At 62.1% G+C, this 15,682-nt stretch carries 16 protein-coding genes; 7 read left to right on the plus strand and 9 right to left on the minus strand.

The features are described 5' to 3' along the window. The first annotated feature begins 97 nt into the window (after positions 1 to 97). Positions 98 to 1,045 carry a metal-dependent hydrolase gene (locus I7X09_RS01170; protein WP_095970618.1) on the plus strand — a complete coding sequence of 316 codons (948 nt, stop codon included), beginning with the start codon at positions 98 to 100 and terminating at the stop codon, positions 1,043 to 1,045. Beyond that, positions 1,045 to 2,205: a DUF7802 domain-containing protein gene (locus I7X09_RS01175; protein WP_200315162.1), complete on the plus strand. Its 1,161-nt coding sequence runs from the start codon at positions 1,045 to 1,047 to the stop codon at positions 2,203 to 2,205. Before I7X09_RS01170 ends, I7X09_RS01175 begins: the two co-directional genes overlap by 1 nt. A gap of 94 nt (positions 2,206 to 2,299) precedes the next feature. Here I7X09_RS01175 and I7X09_RS01180 read toward each other — a convergent pair whose 3' ends face one another. Further along, a complete protein-coding gene (locus I7X09_RS01180) occupies positions 2,300 to 3,349 on the minus strand; it encodes a lipoate--protein ligase family protein (RefSeq protein WP_200315164.1) in 1,050 nt (349 codons plus the stop codon). A 276-nt stretch (positions 3,350 to 3,625) separates the two neighbouring features. On the opposite strand from I7X09_RS01180, the gene I7X09_RS01185 reads away from it, so the two are divergent. Beyond that, positions 3,626 to 3,781 carry a hypothetical protein gene (locus I7X09_RS01185; RefSeq protein WP_172436565.1) on the plus strand — a complete coding sequence of 52 codons (156 nt, stop codon included), beginning with the start codon at positions 3,626 to 3,628 and terminating at the stop codon, positions 3,779 to 3,781. A gap of 19 nt (positions 3,782 to 3,800) precedes the next feature. On the opposite strand, the gene I7X09_RS01190 is transcribed toward I7X09_RS01185, so the two are convergent. The 3 genes from I7X09_RS01190 to I7X09_RS01200 form a co-directional block, all read right to left on the minus strand. Next, positions 3,801 to 4,616, minus strand: a complete 816-nt coding sequence (locus I7X09_RS01190) for a MerR family transcriptional regulator (protein ID WP_166809590.1) — start codon at positions 4,614 to 4,616, stop codon at positions 3,801 to 3,803. A 52-nt stretch (positions 4,617 to 4,668) separates the two neighbouring features. Continuing rightward, positions 4,669 to 5,175, minus strand: a complete 507-nt coding sequence (locus I7X09_RS01195; RefSeq protein ID WP_200315168.1) for a VOC family protein — start codon at positions 5,173 to 5,175, stop codon at positions 4,669 to 4,671. A 71-nt stretch (positions 5,176 to 5,246) separates the two neighbouring features. Further along, complete coding sequence (locus I7X09_RS01200) at positions 5,247 to 6,428, minus strand: GDSL-type esterase/lipase family protein (RefSeq protein ID WP_200315169.1); 1,182 nt, start codon at positions 6,426 to 6,428, stop codon at positions 5,247 to 5,249. 109 nt (positions 6,429 to 6,537) lie between these two features. Here I7X09_RS01200 and I7X09_RS01205 point away from each other — a divergent pair, with 109 nt between their 5' ends. Next, the gene (locus I7X09_RS01205) at positions 6,538 to 7,113 is read left to right on the plus strand and encodes a TetR/AcrR family transcriptional regulator (protein WP_200315171.1); all 576 of its coding nucleotides are present in this window, start codon (positions 6,538 to 6,540) and stop codon (positions 7,111 to 7,113) included. Between the two features lie 164 nt (positions 7,114 to 7,277). On the opposite strand, the gene I7X09_RS01210 is transcribed toward I7X09_RS01205, so the two are convergent. The 3 genes from I7X09_RS01210 to I7X09_RS01220 all read right to left on the minus strand — a co-directional run bounded on the left by I7X09_RS01210 (position 7,278) and on the right by I7X09_RS01220 (position 9,502). Further along, on the minus strand, positions 7,278 to 8,186 hold the full coding sequence (locus I7X09_RS01210) for a tyrosine-protein phosphatase (protein ID WP_200315173.1): 909 nt from the start codon (positions 8,184 to 8,186) through the stop codon (positions 7,278 to 7,280). Positions 8,187 to 8,301: 115 nt separating this feature from the next. Next, complete coding sequence (locus tag I7X09_RS01215) at positions 8,302 to 8,502, minus strand: hypothetical protein (RefSeq protein WP_200315175.1); 201 nt, start codon at positions 8,500 to 8,502, stop codon at positions 8,302 to 8,304. 76 nt (positions 8,503 to 8,578) lie between these two features. Further along, entirely contained in the window at positions 8,579 to 9,502 is a 924-nt protein-coding gene (locus tag I7X09_RS01220; protein ID WP_200315177.1) for an alpha/beta hydrolase, read from the minus strand. A gap of 173 nt (positions 9,503 to 9,675) precedes the next feature. On the opposite strand from I7X09_RS01220, the gene I7X09_RS01225 reads away from it, so the two are divergent. Continuing rightward, a complete protein-coding gene (locus tag I7X09_RS01225; protein WP_200315179.1) occupies positions 9,676 to 11,139 on the plus strand; it encodes a glycoside hydrolase family 5 protein in 1,464 nt (487 codons plus the stop codon). Between the two features lie 50 nt (positions 11,140 to 11,189). Here the strand turns inward: I7X09_RS01225 and I7X09_RS01230 are convergent, their stop codons facing one another. Both I7X09_RS01230 and I7X09_RS01235 read right to left on the minus strand, forming a co-directional pair. Next, complete coding sequence (locus tag I7X09_RS01230; protein ID WP_166809597.1) at positions 11,190 to 11,852, minus strand: GAP family protein; 663 nt, start codon at positions 11,850 to 11,852, stop codon at positions 11,190 to 11,192. 135 nt (positions 11,853 to 11,987) lie between these two features. After that, entirely contained in the window at positions 11,988 to 13,580 is a 1,593-nt protein-coding gene (locus I7X09_RS01235; RefSeq protein ID WP_200315181.1) for a D-alanyl-D-alanine carboxypeptidase/D-alanyl-D-alanine-endopeptidase, read from the minus strand. Positions 13,581 to 13,666: 86 nt separating this feature from the next. Between I7X09_RS01235 and I7X09_RS01240 the strand changes: the two genes are divergently transcribed. Then, positions 13,667 to 14,992, plus strand: coding sequence for a serine hydrolase domain-containing protein (locus I7X09_RS01240; RefSeq protein WP_095970630.1), 1,326 nt, complete (start codon positions 13,667 to 13,669; stop codon positions 14,990 to 14,992). A gap of 43 nt (positions 14,993 to 15,035) precedes the next feature. Beyond that, entirely contained in the window at positions 15,036 to 15,674 is a 639-nt protein-coding gene (locus I7X09_RS01245; RefSeq protein ID WP_124566228.1) for a PadR family transcriptional regulator, read from the plus strand. Positions 15,675 to 15,682 lie beyond the last annotated feature (8 nt).

Genomic DNA, 15,682 nt, shown 5'->3' on the forward strand with positions numbered 1-15,682 from the left:
TACAACTGCACATCAATATGTATGATCACTGCCACACGTGGCTTTCAGTGCCAGAGCGGCCACCTGACCAGCCCCTCCGAAAGACGAGGTTCGACAAGTGACCAACCTTCAGCCCCGAAAGATGGATTTCGGATTCGAGGATCATGACGTTCCCTTCCTGTGGAACCCGGAGAATCCGGCTTGGTCGAGCATGTCCAACGCGGTCTCGTTCCTGGCCATCGGTTTCGAGAAGATGATCGTGAAGATGATCATGCAGACCAAGTCGCGGATCAGCGATCCGGAGGTCGCCGAGGAAGCCGTGGCATTCATGCGTCAAGAAGGCCACCACTCGACCGCCCACCGCCAACATGTGAAGGCTCTGATCAGGCGTTACCCCGGACTGCAGAACACGCTCGACGCCGTGATCGGTGAATTCGATCTGCTGACCGAGGCGACCTCGCTGAACTACCGGCTCGCGTACACCGCTGATCTGGAGGCGACTTTCACACCGGTGTTCAAGCTGATGCTCGACAACGAGGCGACCTTGTTCCGTCCAGGAGACGACCGCGTCGCGTCGCTGTTCATCTGGCACTTCGTCGAGGAGGTCGAGCATCGCAGCTCGGCACTGATCATCTTCAATTCCGTTGTCGGAAGCGAGCTTTACCGAATGCGGATGGCGCCGTCGATCTTCGCGCACGTGATGAAGGTGATTCGCATCGCCTGTGCAGGGTTCAACCAGCACGTTCCGCTCTCCGAACGGCAAGTCGACTCACTGTCGATGTTCGCCATGCACCGCACCAAGCAGAAGATTCTGACGTCATTTGCGCCCTACCTGACCAAGGGGACCATGCCCCGCGCCTTCGATCACCTGCAACTCGGCGAACAACTCGTCGCACTCGGCGGTGTCTTCCGCAGCCAGATGCCCAATCACAACCCGGACCACGAGAAGCTCCCCGCATTGGCCGACCAGTGGTTCAAGCGTTACGACGACGGCTACGACTGCACACGCTGGTACACCGCCGAATCTCAGGCACAGGCCGAGTCGATCACGTCAGGGGCCAACTGATGGCAGAGCACTGCTCCCCCACATTCGCCCAGCTCGCAACAGAACTCGGTTTCTCCTGCCAGGAAGCAGGTGGACTCGTCGAGTTCCGTAACCCGGCGGCGCTCGAGAACTGGACCCTGCCCGTCCTCGAATGGACGATCATCGTCGGTTCGGTGCTCGCACTGGTGTTGGCGATCGTGCGACTGCGCCGCAACGGTGACCCCACCAACTTGGTTCTCTGGTTCGGCGCCACCGCCTACCTGTTCATCATCGAGCCTCCGCTGTACTTCCCGGCGGCATTCGGCATCGAAGAACAAGTGGACACGATGTTCGCGCACAACGTGTTCACCGTCGACTTCATGTGGGGTCGACTGCCGCTGTACATCATTGCCATCTACCCGCTCATGGCGACACTGGCCTTCGAAATAGTCAGAATGCTCGGCGTTTTCCGCAAGTACGGTCCACTACTGGGCGCAGTCTGCGTCGGCTTCGTCCACCATGCGTTCTACGAAATCTTCGACCACCTGGGACCCCAGCTGCGATGGTGGGAGTGGTCGACGTCGAACCCGATCAACCAACCCATGTTCGACGCGGTTCCGCTTCCCAGCGTGGTCGTCTTCGCCGCGCTGTGGCCCATGTCGTTGGCATTCTGCGTCCAGTACTTCGTCGGACGGCACGTCGATGCCGGCAAGCACTTCTCCGGGCTTCAGTTGGTGTGGCGCACCATCGTGATCGGCCTGCTGGCCTCGCTGGGTACGTTCATTCTCCCGCTCCCGGCGACGGTCTTCGGGATGGGCAGTGACACCGTTCGCGGGTTCCTCTATGCGGCGGAACTCGTCGTCCTCACAGTGGTCGCGATCGTGGTTCTCGTCCGGCAATGGCGAGACTTGCGCTCGGCTGAATCGAACACTCCTGCACACACCAACAGATTCGTACAGGTCTACAGCGTGGTGTACCTGGTTGTCATGGCCGTACTGTGGGCGAGTGCGCTTCCCGACTTCTTCGACGCGGTCGACGGTTCCACCAGCGCTGGGGATCCCATCGGAAATCTCTGGTACACACTGGCGTGCTTCGTCATCGCAATCCTGTGTGTGAGCGCAACTTTCACAATTCCGAAGAGGAACTCCTTCGTCGACGACGCTGAACTTCTCGGGGCACACTCAACGACCCCGGCTACCTAGGTCGACCGGGACGAGACCCCTCGGGTCTCGTCCCGATTTCTCGGTTTCTCGGTGTCCCAGGGTCACGGCGTCCCAGGGTCACGGTGTCCCAGGGTCACGGGACGCGGTGAGTCCACGCTTCGGTGCTGAACTTCGTCTCCACCAGCTTGCGCGCCTGCTCCAACTCCGAGTCCGTGTAATCGCTGTCACGGGTGTCGTATTGGCCTCGGAAGTGCTGCGCAAACGACTCCAGGATGGCCGCGCGTGTCATTCCGGTCTGCGAACGCAACGGATCGACACGTTTGGCCGCACTCTTGGTTCCCTTGTCCGACATCTTCTCTCGTCCGATTCGCAGCACCTGCGTCATTTTCTCCGCGTCGATGTCGTAGGCCATGGTCACGTGATGGAGCACAGTGCCGGACGCGAATCGCTTCTGAGCAGCGCCGGCGATCTTGCCCTTGTCCGAGGCGATGTCGTTGAGCGGCACGTAGCGAGCGTTGATACCGACCTCGGCAAGCGCTCCCATCACCCACTGATCGAGAAATGCGTAGGACTGCTCGAAACTCAAACCTTCGACCAACGACGCCGGTACGGCCAACGAGTACGTGATGCAGTTGCCCGGTTCCATGAACATCGCGCCGCCACCGGAGATTCGGCGCACCACGCCGATGCCGTGCCGCGCTGCCGCCTCGGAGTCGACCTCGTTACGCACCGACTGGAACGATCCGATCACGACCAGGGGCGAGTCCCAGTCCCAGAATCGCAGCGTCGGCGGACGCTCACCCGATGCCACCTCACGCGCGATGACCTCGTCCAGCGCGACGTGCATCGCGGGATCGAGAACCACCGGCGGGATGAGGTCGAACGTGTGATCCGCCCAACTCGTGGCGTGACCGAGTGCGCGCCGGATCGCAATGCCGACCGACTGGGGCGTGAAGCCGATCATCGAGACGGACTCGTCGAGCGCAGCGGAGATGGCTTGCGCCAACTGTTCTGCATCCGAGTCGGCGGGCATTCCGCGCAACGCTGCGTTGATGTCGTCGAGCGCGCTGTCTGGCTCGAGGAAGAAGTCCCCCGAGACTGCGACGTCGGCCAGTCGACCATCCGCCACCTCGACGTCGACCGCGACCAGTTTTCCACCAGGAACCTTGTACTCTCCACGCATTCGTCCAGCCTATCCCTGCGGGATTCTTTGCGGTGAGCGCCGTCGAAGATCACACCGCGTGCGCAATGCGCATCTCTTCGGCCGGCAAGGTGATCAGGCTCTCACCGCTGTAAGTCACTGTGGGGCTGCACAATCGCGGCTACGGGACTGCACGCGTCAGACCCCGGCCATATGGTCGAGCAACGGCCATACTTCTGCCGACAGGCGAGATGATCTCTGGGGTGGGAGGATTGCCGCAACGAGCCAACTCGCTGGCGAGTCACAACGGAGGTAGACATGAAGGTCCCGGCGTTCCACTCGACGGTTCCTTCGGATCTCGACGTCTATCACGACAACGAAAGCTGTATCTTGGCCGCTCGCATCGCAGTGGCCCATCGAGCCCCCGGGGTCGACGGCCGACCGTGGTGCACTGCCTGCGCATCGTTGGATTGACGAGCGACTTCCAGCTCACTCACACCCACGTCGCCGATTCGGGGACAACTCCATTGGCCAGAGCGTTCGCATCGATGACGGCGTGGATCCACGCAGCCAGACCGGTCTCGACCTGGTCGAAGAACTCGGAGAAGCCCGGATCGGCAACGTACATCCGCCCCAGGCACACGTGCATCGAAAGTGTGCAGTCGAAGTAGACGCCGATAGACGCTCGATGCCGTTCTGCCAGCGAATTCGCCTCGTCGCTTCCCGGTTCGACGCCGGAGCGGCACGCCGACGCCAGATCGTCGTTGAGCGTCTCGACGCCGTCGGCGATCTTCTGCCAATCCTCAGCGGTCCTACCCGCCGACCGTTCCGCGTGCTGCGCCCACTGCGCGCTGTCGCCCCAACGCTCGTGCGCCTCGGTTCCCCATGACGGCTGCCAGTGCCGGCCGAAGATCGAGACCTGTTCGTCTGCCGGCAACAGCACACCCGACTTCCTGGCATCGATGATGCGATCCAAGGACTCGCCCAGCGCCTCCAAGTCGGCGATCCGTTGCCGCAATTCGGCGCGCTGCCCACGCAGCGTCTCGTCCACGTGGAGTGCGGGCGCTTCGAGCAATACCCCGATCTCGTCGAGCGACAAGCCCACGTCACGGTAGACAAGCACCCGGCCGATGCGGCCGAGGTCCGCGTCGGTGTACTGCCGGTAGCCTCCGTCGCTGCGACCGGACGGGCACACCAAACCGATTGCGTCCCAATGATGAAGGGTACGTACGGTTACGCCCAGTCGTGATGCGGCTGCACCGACAGTCAGAGCACTGTCTGCGTCGTCTCCGAAGAGTTGGTCCGTCACGGCATCCAGTTTGACAGACGCGGTGCGGGAGGCCACGGCGTCAGACCGCCGCTCAGTCGCCTGGTCCGTCAATTCCCATACCTCGCAGATACTCTGCCTCGGCACTGTTCGGGTCGTACGGACGAGCGGCAGTCATGATCACACGTGCATTCTCCGGTGTCACAATTTCCAACTCGAGGGAATTCCACGGCTTCACGTGCGGTCCGCTGGTGCATCCGGCCCGCAATTCCTCGCACGCATTTGCTATCTGGCCGATCTGGCTCAGCACACACGCACAGCTCACGCTGACGGACGGTGGCGAATCTGCTCGCTCACCGGGTACGAGCAAGACGTCCTGAAATGCCCAGCGTCGCAGGTGCGTCAGTCGATCAGGCACCGAAAAGAGGTCGAAGAAGCCGAGTCCGCGGATCCAGAAGTCGACCGATTCGGCCAGATCCGAAGTAGGAATCGAGACGAACATCGGCATTCCGTAGAGACCTCGGAACTGTTCCGGAGGCACAGCATCGGTTGTAGGAACAGGGACGGGGCTGATGTCGAATGCTGGGTAGGTGTCGGTCATGAAGTCATCGTGAGCCCTCACGCTACGTCAGGGTCAAATCGTATGAACTCGGATCGAACCAGACTGCGCGATTACACCTGTCCGGCGAATACACCGCCGTCTGCGAATGCACGTTGGGCAAAGCGTTCACCGATGAGACGATGCGTTGCAGCGTCCGGATGGAGCTGATCGGGAAGCGGCAGCTCCGCATTCTCGGCCGCACCGTAGAGATCGCACCCGTCGACGTAATGCAGATTGGGATCATCGACCGATCGCTGGGCTACGATGCGCGCCAACTCTTCCCGAATCGAGCGCAGCGTCAGCTTCCCGGATGCACGCTCGGCGGGATCTCCGGTGGCAACGAACCGCATTTCGCCTCTGGCAAGTGCATCGAAATCGAAAGCACCAGGTCCCGGCGTGTCTTCGTGAATCGGGCAATAGACCGGCGAAACGACCAGCAGCGGAGCCACTGGATGACCGTCGCGAACCGTGTCGAGGAAGCCGTGCATTGCCGATGTGAAGGCCCGCAGACGCATCACGTCGGAGTTGACCAGATTGATACCCATCTTGATGCTGATCAGGTCAGCAGAAGTGTCTCGCATCGCGCGGGCGATGTACTGGTCCAGCAGAGCGCTGCCACTGAACCCGAGGTTGATCAGATCCACTCCGCCGACGGAGGCTGCAAGAGCAGGCCAAGTGCCGGAGGGACTTTCAGCGCCGGACCCTTGACTGATCGAGCTTCCGTGATGGAGCCACACGCGGCGCTTCGTGTCGTCCGCGGGTTCGAGTGGGGCGTCGGTTCGAAGTGCGACAAGTTCGGTGGTCTCGTTGTGCGGCAACCAGATCTCGACATCCTTCGATCGCGTGGGCAGGTCCGCGAAACGAATGGTGCTGACGGGCCCGGACTGCTTCTGAGCGGCGCCGGTCGCCATGTCGATCGTCACCGAATTGCCGCCCGTGGCGCTTGCTTGCCCGGCCAGTTCGCCGTCGACGAGCAGGTCGTACACCCCTTGTGGTCTCGGCGGGGCGCCGGTGTAGATCATTTTCGTGGGCAGAGTATCGAGTTCGATGCTCGTAGCGCTGGTTCGGAACACAAGCCGCACTCCGGAGGGTTGTGATTGCGCCATGGCCATCTGCCCGTCAGCGAAGAGTGCGCGAGCCCTGGCAGGTAGACGGTGCGTCAGCACACCGCATTCGGTCCGTTCGATTTCGAGGGCTCCGCGCACGATGTCCTCGGAAATTTCGGTAGTAATCCAGCTTCTCTGGCTGTGCATGTCATTCACCTGTAGATAGCTTGCGTATAGTTCAACTACAGCACACAGTAATTTGCCTATACTATTTAGGCAAATTGGTTTCACTTTTCGACGAACAGGACCAGCAGACATGCCTCGCGCAGGACTCACCCCCGAACGCCTCGCCATGGCGGGTGCCGAATTGGCCGACGAGGTCGGCTTCGAGCAGGTGACCGTATCGGCAGTCGCCAGACAGTTCGACGTCAAGGTCGCGAGCCTGTACTCCCATGTGAAGAGTTCGAACGACCTCAAAACCAGAATCGCATTACTCGCCCTGGAAGAGATGGCCGACCAGGCTGCCGACGCCGTGGCCGGTCGGTCCGGCCGCGACGCCTTGACCGCCTTCGCGAACGTCTATCGCAACTACGCGAAGGCACACCCCGGCCGGTACGCCGCGTCGCAGATGCGCCTCACCCCGGAGGCCGCAGCGGCGAGCGCTGGCTTCAGACACTCGCAGATGATGCGATCGATTCTGCGCGGGTACAACCTCACGGACCTCGACCAGACTCACGCAGTTCGGTTGCTGGGCAGCGTTTTCCATGGCTACGCCAGCCTCGAGTTGGGTGGATCGTTCAGCCACAGTGCACCTGACAGCGCGGAAAGCTGGTCCAGGATCCTCGAGGCACTCGATTCGATGCTGACCAATTGGCCAGCGTCGAGTCCATGATCAGACGCGATCTTTCGAGTAAAGTTCTTGCGCCACTTGGCAATCGCATACGACCGAGAAACACTGGGGGGGTGGACGGTTCCCGAACTCTCCGACCCGGGTTTCGTCCGCTTTGGGACAGCAGAGGTTCTGAGTGCGCAAGAAGCCGAGGTGTGGGACTGCGCCTAGACGAGAAGCTTGGCGCGCAGAGAGTCGATAGTGCCCTGGTCGACGCCGAGGCCCTCCCGTACGTAGGTGTCCATGCCGCCGTAGAGCCGGTTCACCTGGGCGTACGCCGCATCGAGCCACGACAGGTCCACCGCGTCGTCGCGGCCCAGGTAGGTGTTCGACGCCATGAAATCGGCACTGATGACCTCACGCGGGACACCGAGGATGGTCAGTAGGATCGCGGTGCCCCAACCGGTGCGGTCCTTCCCTGCACTGCAGTGGTAGACGGTTGCGCCGTTGGAGTTGTTCGCGATCGCAGTCAGCAGGTCACGGAAGGCGACATCAGAGCCTCGGTAGTTGACCATGAAGGGGTAGCCGATGCTCTGGCCGATGTTCGAGGTTCCGTTGACTGCGCCGTCGATCAACGCGCGACCGAGAGTCAGGGGAACGAATTCGTGGAACGCGATGCCGTGTTCGATACTGACGACGTCGGCGACCTGGTAGGTGACCCCGGCAGGGATCTGATCGGGATCCTCCGCGCGTTCGGAGGTGTTGCGCAGGTCGACGTCGAGGGTCAGGTTCGCGGCGGTGAGTTTGGCCAGATCAGACTCACTGAGCGAGCTGAGCTTGTTGGAACGGAACACCATTCCTGTCCGGACGGTCCTGCCGTCGGTAGTCCGGTAGCCGCCGACGTCGCGGAAGTTCCGCGCCTCGTCGAGCCTGATCGCGGCCGCGGACGGCGGTGGGATCTCTGGCAGCGGCGGGTGCTCGCCGGACGATCCGAACTGGCTCGAACCCGATTGCAGGTCGCTGCTCGAAGCGGAGGCGAATGTGGGACCGGTCAGGGCCGCAACCACGGCAAAGAGCGCAGCGAGGGCGAACCCGAAAGGGCGCGCCCCTCGGCGGCGCGTGTAAGCAGTCGTCATCGTCGTCCTCTCACTCACTGTGCGTGACGACCCCGCGCCCCCGCAAACTCACGTGCGAGATTACAAGGGTGACGCGCTCCTCGTCCCGACTTTGCTCCAGAAACCGGACAAGTGTTCAGGTGCCCGGATTGTCGCCGTCGTGCGGGAAGAAACTCGTGCCCGTCACCGCAACGCCATCGACCACGCCGGACCCGCTCGAACTACAGACCGCGGCCGCAGCCGCTCCGACATTCCTGGGCGTCTGTAGCCGAAGGGATGGGATCCGCCAACCCTCGACGGCCTGATGAAATCTGCGGTGAGCCTCGAGTTGTTCCATCGTCAAGCACTCGACCAATATCTGACACCGAACACACGCCGCGTGTCCTCGGCACACTGAACCGCGCCCGCGCTTGTCACGCCGACTCGTCGTCGAGACGGCGCCGAAGCCAGGCACCTATATCGAGCGCAGCGCGGCGGGCAACAGGCGTTGGATGGTTTGTAAATCCGTGCGGGACATCAGGATAGAGGCGCAAGTCGACGTCGTTGCCTGCCGCCGACAGCCTTGCCACCATGGCGAGATTCTCGGCCAGGACCACGTCGTCGGATCCGATGACAACGAGGGTCGGGGGCAGGCTGCTCAGGTCTCCGAAGGTCGGAGAAATATCCGGGACAGTGCGATCACCGACATGGCCGACGTAGGCTTCGATGAAGTATTCGTCGCCGATGGTGCGGCCGGCGGGAGTCTGAGCACTGACGTCGTACGTGCCGGCTTCCAACACGGCACCCGAGAACGACATGGCCAGACCTCGATCACGAAGCCGTAGCAATGTTGTCATCACCAAGGTTGCTCCCGCCGACATGCCACCGACGGCGAGCTTGGTTGTCCCGAATCGTTCGGCCGCGACATCGAGCAGCCACAAAGCGACTGCCTCACAGTCGTCCGGCGCTGCCGGCCAAGGGAACTCCGGTGCAAGCCGGTAATCGACGGTAACCACTGCGACCCCGACTTCGTCGGCAAGTCTCGCACTTCGGGCGTCAGCGCTTGCCGCCGAACTCATGTAGAAGCCACCGCCCGGAAGATACAGATAGACCCCGTTGACCACGCCATCTTTCGGTGTGACCACACGGACCGATATGGCTCGGCCGTCGACGTCGAGTATGTGCTCGACAGCTCGGGTCGGCGGCGCGGGATCAACCACTCTGGAAGCGCGCACCGCGAGCAGTTCCTGCAGAGAACTCGGACCGGTGCCAGCGGTCCGTGACTCGTAGAACGCACGCGTGATCGCCAACTCGTCGCCGGGTAGTCGTTCGACCAGTTCAGTCAGTGCAAGTTTCACAAATGCTCCCTCGGGTCGCGACGTGTCGACAATTCTCGCACCTCGAGTAGCAACTTCGAGTCGGCGTGCCCAGCAATGTAGTCGTGACGGGTATGTGCGAATTGCGCCGCAACAAGGACGTTCTCCCGCTAGCCTCAACTCGGAATTGGACGTTTGTCTAGAAAGGTCGACGGATGCGTGCGCTGTTGCTTGCCACCCTTGCAATCCTGGCTGTCCAGCTTGCAGCCCCGGCGGCAAACGCTGCACCTCCGGAATCGGGCTGGACACTCCCCCGATTGACCGTCGCAGATCGAACGATCAAGGACGTCGACGGACGAACGGTGTTGCTCCGCGGCGTGAACGCCAACGGCCTCAATGACTACGCAACCAACGGCACCGGTCTACCCACCGTCACGCCGCTGGGAAGAACGGACTTCGCGCAGATGGCCGCGCTGGGCTTCAACGTCGTCCGACTCAACGTCGCGTGGTCCCTCCTCGAACCGACTCGCGGTGCATTCGACACTGCGTATGTCGACCGGATTCGAGGCGCAGTCCAGAACGCGAAAGATCACGGCATCTACACCGTTCTCGACATGCATCAGGACGCATGGGGCCCGTATGTCGGCACCCCGAGCGACCAGTCGTGCCCGTCATTCATGCGGCCGGGAGTCGGCTGGGACGGCGCACCCGAATGGGCAACCCTGACCGGCGGATGGACAACCTGCAACATCGGTGGACTCCGGGAGGCTGCACCGGCGATCGGCCACGCCTTCCAGGCGTTCTACGACGACGAGCAAGGAATCCAGAGTCGCCTCGTGGCGACGTGGGCGAGGTTGGCCGCCGAGTTCAAAGGCGAACCAGCGGTAGCCGGATACGACCTGTTGAACGAACCGAATCCCGGCCTGCGCGACCCATTCACGGCAGCTGATCAGATCGGGCAGTTCTACAAGCGAGCCACCGACGCCATCAGACAGGCCGAAGTAGGCGGATTTCCGCACCTCGTGTTCTTCGAGCCCAGTGCGATCTGGTCGGCTTTCGGCTTCGACGCGCTGCCCCCACGCCAGTACCTGACCGATCCTCTGGTGGTCTTCTCGCCCCATCTTTACAGCGAATCGATAACAGTCAGTAGCGAATTCCCCGCAATCGAGGACGGATTCAAGATCGCCGACCGCGCTGCCGCCTGGTACGACGCACCGTTGTGGACGGGCGAATGGGGCTGGTTCGGGGACGCCGACGAGCAGGGGGCAGACGTCGACCGCTTCGTCGACGCCACCGACCAGTACCGGATGGGCGGCGCCTGGTGGTCGTGGACGCAAGCGTGCGGTGACCCCCATCCGGTTCGAGACGGCAATACCCACCAGCCGCAAGGAAATCTGAATCGCATCGACTGCCCGTCCGGCGAATCACTCGGACTTGTAGAGGGATTCGCGGTTCCACTCTCGCGTGCTTATCCGCGAGCAGCGCCCGGCACGCTGACGAAGGTATCGCGTGACGGGTTTGCCGGGAGCGGCACGGGGCGGGTCGAGGCCTGGTACCCGGGCACCGGACGGCCACAACTCGAGACCACGAATCTCACCGACGTCCGCCTGGACCCGATCGAAGGCGGTTGGCAACTGATCGGCCACGCCGACGGCGAATACGCGGTGAAAGCGACCTGATCGGACACTCACCCGGCTGTCCCACGTCCACACCACGTGAAAGCGCGGTGTCAGAAGATTCCGCCGATTCCCTTGCCGATCAGTACAACTCCGACGACCAAGATCAACACGCTCATCACCGTGGTGTTGTTGTCCTGGAGCCAGACCTTGAGCTTGGCCAACGGCTCGCGCAGGCGGTCAGCAGCCACCACGTATCCGACGACAGGTATCGCCACCGTTGAACTGGCGATGATCGTGAAGACGAGGACGGAGGCGATCACTCCACTGGTTGCCAGCGACGCCGAACCGATCGACACTCCTGCCGCGATGCACATCAGCAGGTTCTTCGGGTTGATCGCGGCGAGGGCGAATCCTAGGCCCAACCCCTTGACCGCGGTCATCTCGTCGATGGCGTGCATCCACTTCGGCGTTTCGTGTTCACCGCTGCGCCCTCGCCATTGCTTGACTCCGACCACCAACAGGAGGACGCCCAGCGCCAGTTTGATCCACGAAGCAGTGGTGGACGGTCCATCGTCCGAGGTGCTCAGTGCGCTGGAAAGAAGGACGAAAAGAAATGTGGCAATGAAGATTCCGAGTAGCCAGCCCACCGCGAAACCGATGCTCGTGCTACCGGCGCGCTTGGAGAGCAACATCAAGATCGTCGCGATGACGGCCACCGGGGAGACGGCGACACCGACGGCTATGGGGAGGAGATCTCCGATAACGGATCCCATGTCAACACTCGTTTCTCATCGGGACGCAGTCGATACCGCTGCGCGACAATGCTGACACTGTGAGCGCCTGCGTAATTCATGCCTCGTTCGAAAGGGATGAGTGCCCGGACCGCCGTACCTCTCACTCGCCCCGAGTCAGTTCGTCTGTGCCTGTTGGAACGCAGCGGCAACGCCCCCGACGTCGCCCCCGACTTGGAAGACTCCACGAGGCAGATCGGGAAATACTGCATCGCTGACGGCTACGACGAACAGAAGTCGGCGATCATCGGGGGTGATCATGTAACCGGACAGCGCCTGAAGGGTCACTATCAACCGGCCTGTGTCGGGTTCGACGTCGGCAGACGTTCCCGTCTTACCGATGATCTTCCCCTTCGCGGGACTGTCGGCCCCGACGCCGGACAACGAACCGCGCTCACCGAGTACCGGTTGACCGGCCCAGAACGTGTCGGCCCAGGGCTGCTGGTCCACCCAGTCGAGCCAGTCGACGACTGCCGCGGGTGTCGCTTGTGACGGATCTCCGCCTTGACCGTCCATCACCACAAGATCAGACGCTGCAATACCTGCCTTCTCGGCGAGTGCCCTGACGGTCGGTAAGCCGTCGCCGCACGACGACGATCCTTCCGCTACCGCCAACAGACACAGGAAGGTGTTCGCGCCGGTGTTGTAGCTGGTCGCGAGGATCATCCCTCCCGACTCCGAAAGTGGTGCCGATCGAAGGCTCGCAACCTGACGACTGCCGGTATACGTCCGATCGGCAGGCAGAGCAGCTGCGTCGTTGGTCCGAGATACCGTTTCAACCTCGATTCCGTTGCGACGCAATGCCTCTACGAACAGCTGCCGGGCCCACGACGGTGCATCGGTGATGCGGTGGACAGTCAGCGACGTCTTTCCAGCCGGTACCGACCCGGTCACGTTGATCTGGGTGGGATCGGTCGGGTCCGCTGCTGCCTTCAGTGTCGAGTCGCTACCTTCTTCACCGGTGGTGACCTGCGCATCGACGCGGAACAGGCTGTTCCCGGGAAGCATGTCGATGGTGGCGGGCTCACCTACCGCACCCGGCCGGGCCTGGATATCGACGAGATTGTCGTTGACGAAGATCGACGGAACGAGGCCTTCGACCGTCGCGTAGGTGTCCCACAGACGAGGGTCGACGAGGACGTCGCCTTTGACACGAGTGATGCCGGCGCCGGCTACTTGTCGGGCGAGATCATTCAGTCCCGCAAGGGGATCGCCGGGCGCGAGAACGGCTCCGGGTAGGGCGTCGGCGTACACGTGGTCGATTCCGTCGGTGGCGAAGTCGAATCGACCCTGCGCCGCATTGCGCCCACCGAGCGCAAGGTCGCCGGAGCCGACGAGCACGAGATCTCCGGCGAGAGTGCCGTCGACGGGAACGGAGGTGGCATATACGGGGGTCGAGACGGTGTGGTCAACGCCGAGGGTGTCGTAGGTGGTGCCGACGGTGAAATGTTTGGTCTGCGAGGCCAGAAACATCGAGTTGTCCGCGTTGTTGCTGTAGATCACCTCGTCTGTGTCGGGGTCGACCACGAGATACGACCAGTTAGCCATGGAGTAGGGATCGGTGGTCATGATGCGGGTTGCCTCGTCCGGAATCTGGAGCATCGGAGTCGATGTGACACCGGAATTCGACGGCTGCGCCGAACATGCGGTGAGGACTACGCCGACGCTGACCAAAGCAACAACGGCGCGAACTGATGTGGTGGACGACATGGACACTCCTGAGGATTCATGACTGATTTGACGTAATTTACTGCAAAGTGCAGCATGCAATGTGCAGTATCACTTAAAGTCTTTTCATGAACTCTTACGGGAAGTCGACAGCACGACACGACGCCAAGGTTCGCAAAGTGGCCGTCGCCGGCATCGCCACGGCGTTGTTTCTCTCAGCCTGTTCGTCCGCAACCGATTCCGCGTCCCCCTCCTCGTCTGCGCCGACCTCCGCCGGGTCGACTGGCAGCGCCGTCTTGTCTTTCGACAGCGCTGCAATGGATTCCGTCGTCTCCGAGAAGGCGGAGGGATTCCGCGAGATCGCGATGGTGGTCATGATCACGACACCGACACAGAAGTACGTCAACACATGGGGTTCGGTCCGAGAAGGCGTCAACGAGCCTCCCACTCTGGACACCAAGGTTCGCGTGGGCTCGAACACCAAGACCTGGACCGGCACGGCAATCCTGCAGTTGGTCGACGAGGGCAAGCTGGCGGTAACCGATCCGGTCAGCAAGTTCCGCCCCGATGTCCCCAACGGCGACAACATCACGATCGGCGACCTACTCGACATGCGTAGCGGCCTGTACAACTACACCGAAACCCTCGAACTCAACCAGGCGCTCGACGAGCAACCGGAGCGAGTGTGGACACCCGAGGAGCTGCTGGCGATGGGGCTGAGCCAGCCGCCGTATTTCGCGCCAGACACCGGCTATCACTACTCCAACACCAATACCGTTCTCCTCGGCTTGATCGCCGAGCAGCTGGACGGCAAGCCGATTCAGCAGATCTTCGCGGACCGGTTCTTCGGGCCACTCGCACTCGCCGGGACATCGTTTCCTGCGAACACCGACACCAGCATCCCGACGCCCTATGCAAACGGGTACACCTACAGCGGGAACGTCGAAACGCTCGGCGAAGGCAAACAAGCGCTCCCACAATCTCGCCTCGACGCGATCGCCGCAGGCACCGAAAGGCCGACCGACACCACGACGCACAATCCTTCGTGGACATGGTCCGCAGGTCAGGGAATCTCTACTGCGAACGACATGGCGACATGGGTCAAAGCTCTAGGCACCGGTTCGCTCCTGAGTCCGGCCACCCAGGAATTGCGTGTGAACAGTGTGCAACCCACAGATGGCGAGGGATCTGCGGGATACGGATACGGCATCGCTCAAATGGGTCCGATGTACGGCCATATCGGCGAACTTCCCGGCTACAACTCGTTCATGGGGTACGACCCGGTCAACGATGTGACCATGGTGGTGTGGGGAAATCTGGCACCAACCGCTGACGGTTTCGCACCGGCGTCTGCCGTCGCCGGCGCGCTCGTCCCCTTCATCTACGGCAAACCTGCGCAGGACGCATCCGACGACATCGCCGACACCGAGGATGCGAACGGCGAAGGGAAGTGACACTTGTAGGCTTGGATGCCAACCGCGGAGCGAAGGGAGCCATGTGGCTCAGCGTGATCTCACACCCACCTCGTACATGATCCTGGGACTGCTGACAGCCAAGGACTGGTCCGCATACGAAATCGCCGAGCAGGTCGGACGCGGGGTCGCCGAGTTGTGGCCCAGCGCGGACCGCCAGCGATACAACGCGCCCAAGATATTGCTCGAACGCGGCCTGGTCACGGCGACCACGGTCACCAAAGGCACTCAGCGCTCACGCACTGTCTACTCCATCACCGACGAAGGCCGAACAGCACTGAGCGACTGGCTCGCGACCCAGACCACGCCCCCCGCCTTGCAGTTCGAAGGCATGATCCGCGTGATCTTCGCCCACCAAGGCACGATCGACGACCTGCGGTCCACCCTGACTACCACGCGCGAACAAGCTGCTCGATCCCGAAGTCTGTTCGTCTCACACGCACAACGAATTTCGGCCCCCGAAGCCGGCACACTCCCCCAACAAAATCACCTGATGGCACTGGCCAACCGATTCATGATCGGCCACTTCAACCACATCGCAGAATGGGCCGACTGGGCGTTGGAAGAAACTGCCGACTGGCCCGACACGGTGCAACCCGCAACAACCCACCGAGAGCGCACCATGTCCACCCTCGCCCGTGCGATAGACGACGGAAGTAGCTAGCTTCCGCA

This window comes from Rhodococcus sp. P-2, from assembly GCF_016598535.1.
GTDB lineage: Bacteria > Actinomycetota > Actinomycetes > Mycobacteriales > Mycobacteriaceae > Rhodococcus_F > Rhodococcus_F baikonurensis.